The organism is Methyloversatilis sp. MC4-4, assembly GCF_049843555.1.
GTDB classification, from domain to species: Bacteria; Pseudomonadota; Gammaproteobacteria; order Burkholderiales; family Rhodocyclaceae; genus Methyloversatilis; species Methyloversatilis discipulorum_B.
This window is the reverse complement of record NZ_JBBHZK010000003.1, coordinates 18703-32767: the sequence shown is the minus strand read 5'-3', so window position 1 is coordinate 32767 and position 14065 is coordinate 18703. Positions and strand designations below refer to the sequence as shown.

Sequence of the window (14065 nt, the reverse complement as noted above, 5' to 3'; positions counted from 1 at the left end):
CGCGCCGCTGCGCGCGACCTGTCACGGAGACAGACCATGAAGCTGAAGTCCCTCGCATTCGCCTGCGCCATGATGGCCGCGGGTTCGTCCTTCGCCGCCGGCACCGTCAACATCGGCGGCGTGGCTCACCAGGTCGTGTATTTCTCTGGCGCCTCGGCCCCGGACAACTTCCTGAACGACATCGCCGAAGGCGTGCTGACCGGCATCACCTACTACGTCGCGCCGAACTACCGCGCGTTTGCCGGTGCTGCCAATGGCGTGCCGGGTGTCACCAACGGCACCCGCGTGCTGTTCATTAAGCGCTCTGCCGGCGGCTCGGTGTTCGGTGTGAACCCGGTGGCCCGTGCCCAGCGCGTCAAGACCATCGACGTGAACAACTGCACCAGCGGCGCTGGCACCAAGGCCTCGCCGTTCAGCTGCGCCGTGGTCGGTACCGACCCGGGCGAGCCGAACCACGCCGCCGCCAACAACGCCGGTCTGGTGATCGACTTTGGCGTATCCGACGTCGAGCCGGCCATGTTCGCCGGCCCGCTGAATACCGAGAACGACACGCCCGCGCTGTCGCCGGACGAAGTGGCCCGCATGCGCGTGCAGCCGGTCAACCAGCTCATGATGGGTCTGGCCGCCACCAACACCGTGCCGGACACGACCTTCTTCTCGCGCTCGACCTACGGTGCGATGCTGAACGGCCAGATCCAGACCTGGGATCAGGTCGATCCGTCGCTGTCCGGCGATGTGGTCGTGTGCCGCCGCGTCGAAGGTTCGGGCACCCAGACCGCGTACAACTGGTTCTTCGGCAACTTCCCGTGCTCGTTCAATGAGGGTGGTTCGTACGAGCCGGCGCGCATGACCGACAGCTTCGGCTGGAAGACGGAAGGTTCGGGCACCGCCGCCGACCCCTACATCATCGATCCGTCGGCTGGTTTCACCGTGATCGAGAACTCGTCGTCGGGTAACGTCCGCTCGTGCATGCAGGCGGCCAACAACGGCACCGACTACACCTTCACGTCGTGGGATCCGGAAGAAGAGAAGACCAACACCTTCAAGGTACCGTTCTCCTCGACCGGCCCGGTCAAGGCAATCGCCACGCTGTCGCTGGATTCCTACACCAGCACCAACGGCTGGAGCTTCCGCAACCTGGACGGCGTCGGCACCTACAACGCCGCCACCCAGACGCCGTCGGCCAACGCCACCGGCATCTTCCCGTCGAAGGACAACCTGATCAAGGGCCGTTACGACTTCACGGTCGAACTGTCGATCCAGGACCGTTCGGTGCCGGTCACCAACGAGCAGGGCGACACCGTGTCGGCCATCGCCGGCGTGCAGAAGGCGTTCGCCGATGAGATCGTCAAGCGCGCCGGCTCGCCGCGTTTCACCGGCAACTTCGAAAACACCGGTGTCCAGGTCAGCACGCCGAACGCGTTCGCGTCGCTGCCGCAGTTCTTCGCCGGCCTGACCGACGCCAACGGCAGCGAAGTCGATGGCAACGGCGTGCGCTACGCGGACCGCTTCGTGTCGAAGTTCACCCGCAACGCCAACACCTGCAGCCCGCTGCGCTTCCGCGGCAACTAAGCCGTACCCGTCCGCGCGGCCTCTGCCGTGCGGACGCCCGTTGCACCGCGGCCCGCCCCTGGCGGGCCGTTCCATTGATCGGCCCAGGTGGCCACGTCCTTTCCGGCATCCATGCACATCGCTGCCATCCAACGCCTTTCACTGCTGTTCGCACTGGCCTTCTGTCTTGGTACCGCATCGGCACGGACGCCCGAGGCCGCGGGCGAGACAGCCCGCTTCGACATCTACGAATTCGAGATCGACGGCAATACCGTGCTTCCGGCCGAAGCGATCGAGCGCGCGGTCTATCCCTTCCTCGGCGAGAAGCGCACGGCCGACGATGTGAACGCGGCCGTGGCCGCGTTGGAGAAGGCCTATCAGGACGCCGGCTATCTGACCGTCGCCGTCGGCATACCGGAGCAGGCGATCACCACCGGCGTCGTGAAGCTCGAAGTGACCGAGGGCCGCGTCGAGCGGCTGCGCGTGACCGGCGCCGAATACACGCTGCCCAGTCGCGTGAAGGACGCCGCACCTTCGCTGGCCGAGGGTGAGGTGCCGCATTTCCCGGAAGTGCAGGCTGATCTCGGCCGCCTCGGGCGCAATCCGGACCTGACGGTGACGCCGCTGCTGCAGCCTGGACGCGTGCCCGGTTCTGTCGCGGTCGAACTGCGGCTGAAGGACGACAATCCCTTCCACGGTTCGGTGGAACTGAACAACAAGCGCAGCGCCGACACCGATGCCGGACGCATCGAGGCGTCGATGCGCTACGACAATCTGTGGCAGCGCCGTCACTCGATAGGCGTCACCTACTTCGTGTCGCCGCGCGACCGCGAGCAGGTCGAGGTGTGGGGCCTGAATTACTCGGCGCCGCTGGGCGAGGGCATCATCGCCGCCTACTACGCGAAGTCGAACAGCAACATCCCGACCCAGTTCGACACCACCTCGCTCGGCACCGGCGACACCGCCGGCTTCCGCTACGTGCGGCCGCTTCCTGACCGGGGTCTGGGCTTCATCCACTCGATCAGCGTCGGCGCCGACTACAAGGACAACGACCAGGACACGCTGGGCATCGCCGGCACCGCCTTCTCGCTGAGCCAGCCGGTGCGCTACTGGGTGCTGTCGGGTCAGTACGGCATCACGCTGCCCTTCGAATCCGGTGCGCGACTGCGCCTGGGCGCCACGCTCAACGTCGGCTCGAATGCGATGAACGAACGCATCATCGACTGCAACGGTGTGCAGGCCGAGCAGTTCGAGTGCCGCCGCTTCGGCGCGCGTCCGTCCTTCTTCGTGTCGCGCTTCGAGATCGAGGGCGCCATGCCCTTCGCCGACGGCTGGGTGGCCAGCGGACGCATCGACGTGCAGCGCAGCAGCGACCCGCTGATCAACAGCGAACAGTTCTCGGCCGGCGGTTTCGATTCGGTACGCGGCTATCTCGAATCGGAGCGCCTCGGCGACGAGGGTGAGCGCGTTCGGCTGGAGTTGGCGACGCCGACGCGCCTGTTCTTCGACGACGCCTTCGGCCTGTCCGCGCTGCTGTTCTACGACTGGGCCGGCCTGCGCACGCGCGAGGCCTTCATCGGCCAGGACCCGCGCGCCGCGCTCGAAAGTACCGGGCTGGGCCTGCGCATGAATGCCCCCAGCGGCTGGAAGCTGCACGCCGACTGGGCCTACGCGCTGCGCGATGGCGCGGTCGGCCGTACGCGCGAAGGCGATCAGCGCCTGCTGATGAAGCTGGCTTACGAGTTCTGACGCAGCCGCGTCTGCCCATCCGGTCACGGTGCGGTGAATGCCGTGCCGTCCGGGTCATCGTCGCGTCACGCGCGATGCCGACACTGAACACGACGGCCCCTCGTCAGCGGGCCACAGGAGCACGACATGAACCGCGATCGCTACCGTCTGGTATTCAATGAACTGAGCAACACCTGGGTGCCGGTGGCCGAAACGGTCAAGGCGCGCGGCAAGCGCGCACGCCGTGCGCTGAAGGCTGGCGTGCTGGCCGCTGCCGTCGCCGCTGCGCTGAGCGCGCCGGCGCAGGCCAATCGCAACCTGCCGGTGGCACCGGTGGTCGGATCGCCCGGTTCGGCGGTGGCGGTGCCCGGCTCGGCCAGCATCAATGTTTCGGACCGTCGCATGACCATCACCCAGCACAGCAGCAATCCGGTGCTGCTGAACTGGCAGAGTTTCGACATTGCGCGCGGCCATGCGGTGCACTTCGATCAGGCCAGCAGTTTGATGCGTGCGGTCAACGTCGTGCTGCCGGGCGGGCCGCGCAGCGAAATCAACGGCTCGCTCACCGCAAGCGGCCAGGTGTTTATCTTCAATCAGGCCGGCATCCTGTTCGGCCCGAACGCCTTCGTCGACGTCGGTGGCCTGGTGGGCTCGTCGCTGAAGCTGAACGACGAACTGATGGAGCGCGCGCTCAATTCGCTCGGCTCCACGGCCGCCGCATTGGCGCCTTTCAGCGAGGGCGGCTACGCCGGCCGCGCGACCGGCGACATCACGGTGGCGCGCGGCGCCCGGCTGCTGGCGGCGAAGAACGGCCGCGTGCTGCTGGCCGCGCCGAACGTGCGGGTCGGCGCCGAGGTCGACGCCACCATCGATTCGCCCCTGACACCCGCGCAGCGCGCGGCGCTGCCCGACGCGCGAATCGAGGCGGAAGAGGGCCAGGTGGTGCTGGCGGCGGGCGAGAAGGTGTACATCGCCGACCCGCTGGACAGCCGCCTGCGCGGCTTCCTGGTCGAGGTCGACAACGGGGGCACGGTGACCACCGACAAGGCGTCGGAGCTGCTGTCCGACCGCGGCAATATCACGCTGGTCGGTCTCAACATCCGTCATGGCGGTGCGGCGCGCGCAACGACGTCGGTCACGCTGAACGGCACCGTATTCCTGAAGGCGCGCGACTCGGTCGAAGGCCGTCTGGTCGACGCCATGTTCCCCGACGCGGCGGCGCTGCCCGAGGGCTCGCAGGTGCCTATCGGTCAGCGCACCGGCAGCATCGAACTGGCGGCCGGCGCGGTGATCGAGGTGACGCCGGACGAGGCGTCGCGCACCCAGACCGCGCGCGACGACGCGCTGTTCCGCCGCTCGGAAATCAATCTGTACGGCCACACCATCGTGCTGGCCGACGCCGGTGCCGACGGCGTCGGCGTGACGCTGCGTGCGCCGTCCGGCCTGCTGCGCATGACCGCCGAAGCCGATCCGCGCTCGGCTGCGCAGACGCTGCCGCAGCGCGACAACGGCTCGCGCATCTACATCGGCGCAGGCAGCGTGATCGACCTTGCCGGCCTGAACGCAGTGGCCGATGCCGATCGCGAAATCGTGCGCGTCGAGCTACGCGGCGACGAGGTGAAGGATTCACCGCTGCTGCGCGACGCTGCCTACGGCCGCAAGCTGTTCGGCAAGGAAATCTGGGTCGATACGCGCAGCGGCACCCAGCTGTTCGACATCGGCGGCTACATCGGCGGGATCGAGCGCACGCTGGACGAGAAGATGACCAGCGGCGGCCAGTTCGTCGCCCATTCGCAGGGCGACGTGCTGACCCATTCCGGCAGCCGTATCGATCTTTCGGGCGGCACGGTGACCTACCGCGCCGGCGAGGTGAACTACACGCTGGTGCAGTCGGCCGACGGCCGCACGCAGGCGGTCGAGAAGGCTGTCGGCGACCGCGTCTATACCGGCACCGTGGACCGCACGCGCAGCGTGGCCGAAGTGGTCGAGGGCCGCGACGCCGGTGAAATGAAGGTGACCGCCTTCGGCATGGCACTGGATGGCGCGGTCAAGGCAGAGCGCACCGTGGGCATCACGCAGCGCGAACTGGGCACGCGCTGGCTGGGCCCGGGCAAGTCGGAAGTCACCGGTTCGCCGCAGGCCGGCCGTATCGATCTCGAACTGCGTCTGATCAATGGCGTGCAGGCACAGGACACGCGCTTCGTCACGTCCACGACCTCGCGCACGCTGAGCGCCGACGGCGCGCAGCCGGACGAATTGTGGGTGCGCAGCGACTGGTTCGCGGCCGGTGTCGGCAGCTTCGATCTGAGCGGCGCCGGCAGCGTCGTGCTGCCCGAGGATGTCAGCCTGACGCTGGGCCCGACCGCGCTGCGCGGCGCCGACGGCAAGTGGAGCGACGGCAGCCGTCTCGCGATCAGCGGCACCGACTTCACGATCAATGGCCGCATCAGTGCTGCCGGCGGCTCCGTCAGCCTCGACACCGATGGCCTGGTCGACAGCGCACCGCGCGTCGACCGCGACATCGTGGTCGGCAGCAAGGCATCGATCTCGACCGCCGGCGAGTGGCAGCGCGATACGCGCAGCACGGCAGGCGGCTATGTCGCTAAGGACGGCGGCAGCGTTACGTTCGACGCCGATAACGATCTGGTGCTGAGCGCCGGAGCCGTGATCGACGCTTCGGCCGGCGCCTGGCAGACCGTGGCCGGCCGCACCTCGCTCGGCGATGCCGGCGCGGTCGCACTCGGTGCCGGCTTCGAGGTCGGCAGCGGCGACTTCGGCAGTGGCGCCACGGTCGGCAGCTACACCGGCAACCTGCAACTCGATGGCCGCGTCAGTGCCTACGCTGCCAGCCTGCAGGGGCGCAGCGGCGACAGCGGCACGCTTTCGCTGCGCAGCGCCGCGGTGGCCATCGACGGCGGCGACACCCGACTCGAAGGCGACACGCTCTACCTGTCGCCGACGCTGTTCTCCGCCAACGGCTTCGGCGACATCACGGTGGCCGGCGGCAATCTGGTCGAACTCGGGCGCGAGGGTGCAGCGCTCAGTCTGACTCCGCAGCTCGTCACCCGTGCGATCGACGGCATCGGCAGCGCATCGCGCACATCGCTCGACGGGCTCGGCACGCTGGCCATCATGCCGCGCGCCTTCCGCGACGAGGGCATGCGGCTGGCGTTCGAGTCGGCATCGGATCTGCTGGGCACGGTGCGGGTGCATGAAGGCACGCGGATCGCCGTCGATGCCGGCGGTGAGATCGAACTGCGCGCCAATCGCAGCCTCGAAGTCGCCGGCCAGCTCACGGCCCCCGGCGGCCGCATCGCGCTGCGCATGGCCGAGCCGCAGCAGGACGACATCTATTACGGCGCGTCCATCTTCGTCGCGCCGAGCGCAAAGCTGGACGTCAGCGGCACCTTCGTCGCCACGCCGAATATCCCCTACGTCGACGGCACTCTGTACGGCGGCGGCACGATAGACATCGCGGCACGGCGCGGCTATCTGGTGATCCAGGACGGCGCGGAACTGCGCGCCGACGGCAGCAGCGCGGTGCTGACCCAACGCATCGGTTCCTTGGGCACGCTGACGCCGACCCGCATCGATTCGTCCGGCGGCCTGATTGCGCTCAATGCGCGCGAGGGTCTGTACGCCGATCCACTGCTGTCCGCGAAAGCGGGCGGGGCGAATGCCTACGGCGGCGCGCTGTCGGTGACGCTGGACCAGGGCAGCAACAACTGGGGCGATCTGCTGTCGCTGCCGCCGGCGCTGACCGGCCCGCGCACGCTGGACATCGTGCAGTCGGGCAACAGTGGCTCGGCCGCTTTCTTACCCGGTGCGGCACCGAGCCCGGCGACCTATGCCGGGCGCGGCGTGTTCGCGCTCGACGCACTGGACGGCAGCGGCATCGCCGACCTGACGCTGGCGGTGCGTGGCAATGGTGGCAACGCCGGCACGCTGCGCTTCGGCGAGGACGTGACGCAGGCCGTGTCCGGCCGCATGGTGCTCGACGCGGCCAATATCGCCGGTGCCAACGGGGCAGACGTGAAGCTGTCGGCCGCGGTGCTCGACTGGACCAATGTCGGCCGCGTGCAGCAGAACCACACCCGGCCGACCGCGGTGCAGGCGGGTGATGGCACCCTCACGCTGTCGGCCGATCTGATCAACGTGGCCGGCAATCTGGCGGCCAGCCGCTTTTCGAAGGTGACGCTGGCCGCACAGGGCGACCTGCGTGCCAGCGCTTCGCCGGCCTATCTGAGCGACGGCGCGCGCCTTGTCACCAGCGGCGACCTTACGCTGCGTGCGGCCCAGGTCTATCCGACCTCGGCGTCGAACTACGCCTTCGAAATCCACAACAACGCGAGCGGCACACTGCGCGTCGAATCGTCCGGCCGTGCGGCCGGTCCTGTGTATTCGGCGCTCGGCACGCTGATGCTGGCAGCACCGCACATCGTGCAGGACGGTCGCCTGGTCGCGCCGTTCGGAAACATATCGCTGCAGTCGCAGACCATCACGACGACCGACGCCGGCAGCACGCGCACGGCGACTGCCGGTGGCAGCGTCGAGCTGGCTGCCGGCAGCGTCACCTCGGTGTCGGCCGACGGCTTGCTGCTGCCCTTCGGTCAGACCGCACTGAGCGGTCGCGACTGGCTCTATCTGGTCGGCACCGACGGACGCATCGAACTCGACGGCACGCCGCAGAAGAGCATCACGCTGAACGCCGACAACATCGTGCTGCGGGACGCCGCCGACGGCGAGGCCAAGGCGCTGGTCGATCTCTCTGGCGGCGGCGATCTGCAGGCCTGGGAATGGATCGCCGGCAGCGGCGGCTCGAAGGACATCCTGGCTGGCGCGAAAGACGCTTACGCCATCGTGCCGTCCGTCGGCAGCGGCTATGCGCCGTACGACCTGTCGGCCTGGTCGGAGGAAGCCAATGGCCTGCAGATCGGCGACGCGGTGCAGATACTCGCTTCGGCGAACGGCCTGCCGGCCGGCACCTACACCTTGCTGCCAGCTCGCTACGCGTTGCTGCCGGGTGCTTTCCTGATCACGCTGAAGCCGGGCGACCAATCGCTGGCCGCCGGCCAGTCCATGCTGCGTCCGGATGGCACGGCCCAGGTCAGCGTGCGCACTGCGCAGGCGATGAGCGGTTCGAGCACGACCAGCGGCAAGGCCTTCACCGCCGAACTGCTGAGCGCCGAACAGGTGCGCACGCGCGCTGAATATCTGATTTCGAAGACCGGCGACGTGTTCGACGACGGCCGCAGCACGGCTGACGCCGGTCGCCTGTCCCTGCAGGTCGGGCGTTCGCTGGCGCTCGACGGCGTGCTCGACACGACACGCGCGACCGGTGCGCGCGGTGCCCAGGTCGACATCACGGCGCAGGCGCTCGCCCTGCTCGGCGAGGGCGCAAGTGCGCGCGACGGCGAGGTCGGTGTATCGGTCGCCCAGCTCAATGCGCTTAATGCGGAAAGCATCGTGCTCGGTGGCACGCGCGGCGGCAGCGACGAGGACAGCGGCGACACGCTGGTCGATGTACGACAGTTCGACGCGGCCGGGCAGTTGATACGCGGGGCGTCCACTGTGCGCGTCGACAATGCGGCCGGTCCGGCGCTTACCGCGCCCGATCTGGTGCTGGTGGCGCGCGACTCGGTGGTGCTGGAGGCGGGCAGCCAGGTGTCTGCCAGCGGCGCGATCGGCGGGACGGATGCGCAGGCGCTGCGCATCGCCGGCAGCGGCGCCGACGCCGATGGTGCGGCACTGCGCGTCAGCGCCGCCGACAGCGCGCTGATCGGGCGCGACGCGCCGACCGGCGCACGCGGCGAACTGGTGTTGGGAGACGGTGCGCGCATCGAAGGCCGCGGCGTGGTGCTCGACAGCACGCGCGACACGCGCAACCTGGGCGCGGTCATCGCGCTGCCGACCGAAGGCGGGGCGCTGGCGCTGACTGCCTCGACCATCAGTGTCGGCGAAGTCGGTGCCGACGCGCCGGGCCTGCGCTTCGACAATGCGCAGTTGGCCGCACTGGGCGATCCGTCGCGACTGACCCTGCGTGCCTACGGCAGCCTGAACATGTACGGCGACGTGACGCTAGGCAGCGACTCGCTGGATCTTTTGCGCATCGACGCCGCCGGCATCGTCGGTCACGACAACGCCACGCTCACTCAGCACATCGTGGCACGCGAGGTGCAGCTGACGAACTCGTCGACATCCGCGACCGTGCTGCCGGCGACCGCTGGCAGCGGCACGCTGGCGGTGAATGCGCAGACCATCGTGCTCGGTGCGACGCCGGACGCGACCAGCAATGCGCGCGGCTTCTCGGTGCAGGGCTTCGACGCGGTGAAGCTGGACGCGCAGAAGGGCGTACGCCTGTCCGGCGCCGGCAACCATCACTTCGCTGCAGATACGCTCACCATCACCACGCCGCAGGTGTCGGCGGATACCGGCGCCAGCACGCGCATCAGCAGCGACGGCGCGGTGGCCATCCAAGGCGGCGGCACGGCATCGACGGTGCAGGCTGGCGTCGGCGCTTCGCTCGCCGTCAAGGCGCAGCGCATCGACGTGGCTTCGCGCATCGTGCTGCCGTCGGGCCGCATCAGCCTGAGCGCGGACGGCGACATTCGCCTGGCCAGCGGCGGAACCCTCGACGTCGCCGGTACGGCCAAGGACTATCTGGGCAAGACGATCACGACGCCGGGCGGCGACGTGGCGATCGCGTCGCGCCAAGGCGACATCCGCCTGGCCAGCGGCGCGCGTGTCGATGTGTCGGCGGCGGGCAGCGGCAGCGCCGGATCGGTCACGCTGTCCGCGCCGGAAGGCGACATCGAGGTCGCGGCCGGCGTGCTGCGTGCGCAGTCCGCAGGCGGCGCGTCCGGCGGCGGCTTCTCCATCGACACCCATTCCGCAGCGAGCCTGGACGGCATCGCTGCGCTGACCGGCGACTTCACGCGCAGCTGGCAGGCGCGTGTACGCGACGGCGACACCCGCCTCGATGCCGATGTGAAGGCGCAGACCATCACGATCTCGGCCGACGCCGGCTCGCTCGCCATCGGCGGCACGCTGGACGCGTCGGGTGCCGAGCGCGGTGGCCGCATCGAACTGACGGCGCAACGTGCGCTCGACCACGTCGATGGCATGACGACCGGCGCCGGCGATCTGGTGCTCGAAACCGGCGCGAAGCTGGACGCACGCGCCACCGAGTACTTGGCCGAAGCGGTCGGCACCCGCGGCGAAGGCGGCACCGTGGTGCTCGAAGCCAGCCCGCGTGCGGCCGGTGGCGAAAGCGGCCCGGCCCAGGGCGGCCGGCTGCGCATCGTCGATGGCGCGCAGATCGCGGTCGGTACGACGTCCAAGGTGGTGGGCGGCGTCGAACAGGCCAGCGCCGCACGTGAAGGTCAGGTATGGCTGCGCGCCGAGCGCACCGGCAACACCGCGGTCGCCATCGACGGCAACCTTCCGGCGGCGATCGACGGGGCGCGCCACGTGTTTGTCGAGGGCACGCGCGTCTATGGCGGCAGCACGCTGAACATGTCGGCGGCGCACGCCGACGCAGCGGCAATGACGACGGCCGCGGCCGTCGCGGCGACCCGCGCAGCACTTGGCCTGCCGGCGACCGACGCGGCCGGCGATACGCGCTATCACGTGCGCCCGCACATCGAGTTCCGCGGCGAAGGCGACTTCAGCATCGCCGCGACCGATCTGGCGAACTTCACCTATTCGGGCGGCACCGAGGCGGCGTCGCTGACCGTGCGTGCGGCCGGCGACCTGAACGTCAATGGCACGTTGAGCGACGGCTTCGGCCGGCTCAATGCGGGCAGCCAGACCATCGTGCTTGGCGCGCTCGCCGATTCGGGTCTGACACAGAGCCGCTTCGCGCTCGGCACGCGCGATACCGCGTGGTCCATCCGGCTGGCGTCGGGCGCCGATCTGTCGGCGTCGAATGCGCTGTCGCTGCAGACGCTGGATGCGCTGAACGCAGCCGACAGTGGCGACCTGACGCTGGCTGCCAACACCCAGGTGCGCACTGGCGCCGGCAACATCGAAGTCGCGGCCGGCCGTGACCTCGTGCTGGGTAATCGCGCTGCGATCTACACGGCCGGCTATCAGGTGGCGCGTGGCGCCGAGTTCGGCACACAGACCCTGCTCAACCTGAATGGCTCCGGCAACCGCCAAGCCGAGTACGCGACCGACGGCGGCGACGTGGCGCTGCGCGCGCAGCGCACGATCGCGGCGACCGAAGCGAACGGCATCGTCGGCGACTGGCTGCTGCGCCAGGGCGCGCTCGACGCCAACGGCAATTTCCTGTCCGGCAGCAACCAGCGCAACACCACCTGGTATGCGCGCATCGACCAGTTCAGCCAGGGGGTGGCCACCTTCGGCGGCGGCGACATCCAGGTCAGCGCCGGCGAGGACATCCGCAATCTGGGCGTCTACACCGTATCGAACGGCCGCCTGTCGGGTACGGCCGGCAGCGCGCCCGATGCCGCAAACCTGACTGTGCTGGCCGGCGGCGACGTGGCCATCCGTGCCGGTGGCGATATTTCGAGCGCCGTCATGATGGTGGATCGCGGCGTCCTGACCGCGCAGGCCGGCGGTGCCTTCGACAGCGCACGCGGCAATGGCGCCGGCTCGGTGCTGCTGCTGGGTGAGGGCTCGGCCAAGCTCGCCGCGGCGGGGGCCATCGACCTGGAAACGATCGCGTCGTCGACCGCGGTGCGGCAGGCGAGCAATACGACGACGTCGAACCGATCGAGCTACTTCTTCCGCTACGGCGCCGACAGCCGCGTCGATCTGCTGAGCTTCGGCGGTGCGGTCGACCTGGCGAACAATCCGCTGCCCTGGGGCACGCTCGCGCTGTGGGAGGGCAACGCGCCGCTGCTGCCGAGTTCGCTGAACGCGGTGGCGATGGGCGGCGACCTGACGCTGGGCAATGGCATGGTGCTGCTGCCGGCGGTCTACAACGACCTTCTGCTGGCCGCCTCGGGCAACCTGAGGCTCAAGACTGCCGATGGCGGCGTGTCGTCGATCAAGATCGCCGACAGCGATCCGTCGCGCGTGCCCTCGCTGCTGCGGCCGGCGGCCAACGCGAACAATGTGTTCTGGGTAGAACTGGCCAATCCGAACGTGGTGTCCGGTCTGCGTGCTCACGATGCCAACCTGAACGCCAACCGCGTGGTCGAGACGGTACGACTGGTGGCAGAGACCGGCGACATCCGTGTGCCGGCGGTCAGCGCCAACCTGCCGCTGGTGATCAATTCGCCGCAGCCGGTGCAGGTGGAGGCCGGTGGCGACATCGAGAACCTGACCCTGCGTTCGCAGCATTTCAGCGACAGCGACGTGACGCGCGTGCGCGCCGGCGGCGACATCACCTTTACCGCAGTGACTGACGCCAGCGGCACGCCGGCCAGCAATGTGGCCGAGGGCATACAGACCGGCGGTCGCGGCAAGCTCGAAGTGATGGCCGGCGGCAGCATAGACCTCGCCAACTCGTTCGGCATCGTCACCCGCGGCAATTACGACAACCCGTGGTTGGACGAAGCCGGCGCTTCCATCCTGGTGCAGGCCGGCAGCGCCCGTTTCGATGGCGCGGCGCTGCTGGCTGCGCTGCGCGGGTCTAACGACCCGTTCGACGCCATCATGCTGTCGCTGTCCGGTGCGTCGTCTATCGACACGCTGCTGGCGGGCCCGGCCGGCAGCACCTTCGGCCGCATCCGCAGCGAAGGGCGCGCCTTGCTGGCGGCGCGCATGCAGGAATTGGACGCCGCCATCGTGCAGCACATGCGCGCCGGCGGCGCCGATCCGCAGGCCAGCGATGCGCAGCTGATCGCCGCTTTCGCGGCGCAGCCGGCGGCCGAGCGCCAGCGCTTCTTCGAAGCGCAGCAGCCTCTGCTGTCGGCCTTGCTCAATGCCGGGCTGAATTACGCAGGCAAGCTGGGCGACGCGCTCGGTGCCGGCAAGGACGGCTATGCGCCGGGCGTGGCACTGATCGAGGCGGCTTTCCCGCAGGCGAACGAGGCCGGCAACATCAACCTCTTCTTCAGCCAGGTGAAATCGGAACAGGGCGGCGGGGTGAATCTGTACGCGCCGGGCGGCAGCATCAATGTCGGTGTGGCCGGCGCGGGTGCCAGTTCGGCCAGCGCGTCGCGCCAGGGCGTGTTCGCCATCGGCGAGGGCGAAATCAACGCGGTCGCTGGCAGCGATTTCCAGCTCGGCCCGTCGCGCGTGTTCACGTTGGGCGGTGGCGACATCCAGATCTGGTCGAGCTTCGGCGACATCGATGCCGGTCGCGGCTCGCGTACCGCATCGGCGACGCCGCCGCCGCAGGTGCGCATCCGCGGCGATCTGGTGGTGCTGGACATCAGCGATTCGGTGTCCGGCTCCGGCATCGGCACGCTGAAGAAGTCGCCCGACGTGCGCGATGCGGACATCCGGCTGTTCGCACCTTCGGGGGCGGTGATCGCGCTGGACGCGGCGATCCGCTCGTCCGGCAACATCACCATCGGCGCCGACCGCGTGCTGGGCGACTCGATACGCGCTGGCGGTTCGATCAGCGGTTCGGCGACCGTGGTGGCTGCCGCGCCGGCGGCACCGCCGGCCGCGCCGCCGCCGTCGGAAGCGAACAAGGCGGCCGACCAGGGGCAGGGCGCCGCGGCATCCGGTCAGAAGGAAGAGCGCGACCGCAGCTCAATCCTGACGGTCGAACTGGTCGGACTGGGCGAGGAGAGCACGGCCGCGGGCTGCCGACCGGACGACGAGGAGTGCGGCAAGTCGCTGTGAGCGCGTCCGCGAGGTGACGCGC

3 protein-coding genes are annotated in these 14065 nt (G+C 69.3%); all 3 read left to right on the top strand.

Annotation, left to right across the window (positions count from 1 at the left end; genetic code table 11):
* Positions 1-36: 36 nt before the first annotated feature.
* The 3 genes from WDZ97_RS13210 (at position 37) to WDZ97_RS13200 (ending at position 14043) form a co-directional block, all read left to right on the top strand.
* Positions 37-1572, top strand: coding sequence for a hypothetical protein (locus WDZ97_RS13210; RefSeq protein WP_425763036.1), 1536 nt, complete (start codon positions 37-39; stop codon positions 1570-1572).
* Positions 1573-1683: 111 nt separating this feature from the next.
* A complete protein-coding gene (locus tag WDZ97_RS13205) occupies positions 1684-3300 on the top strand; it encodes a ShlB/FhaC/HecB family hemolysin secretion/activation protein (protein WP_425763035.1) in 1617 nt (538 codons plus the stop codon).
* A gap of 126 nt (positions 3301-3426) precedes the next feature.
* Entirely contained in the window at positions 3427-14043 is a 10617-nt protein-coding gene (locus WDZ97_RS13200) for a filamentous haemagglutinin family protein (protein ID WP_425763034.1), read from the top strand.
* Positions 14044-14065: the final 22 nt, after the last annotated feature.

What these genes read in the sequence shown, in the direction of transcription:
- WDZ97_RS13210 (WP_425763036.1), top strand. Translation starts at nt 37, where the DNA reads ATGAAGCTGAAGTCCCTCGCATTCGCCTGCGCCATGATGGCCGCGGGT.
- WDZ97_RS13205 (WP_425763035.1), top strand. Translation starts at nt 1,684, where the DNA reads ATGCACATCGCTGCCATCCAACGCCTTTCACTGCTGTTCGCACTGGCC.
- WDZ97_RS13200 (WP_425763034.1), top strand. Translation starts at nt 3,427, where the DNA reads ATGAACCGCGATCGCTACCGTCTGGTATTCAATGAACTGAGCAACACC.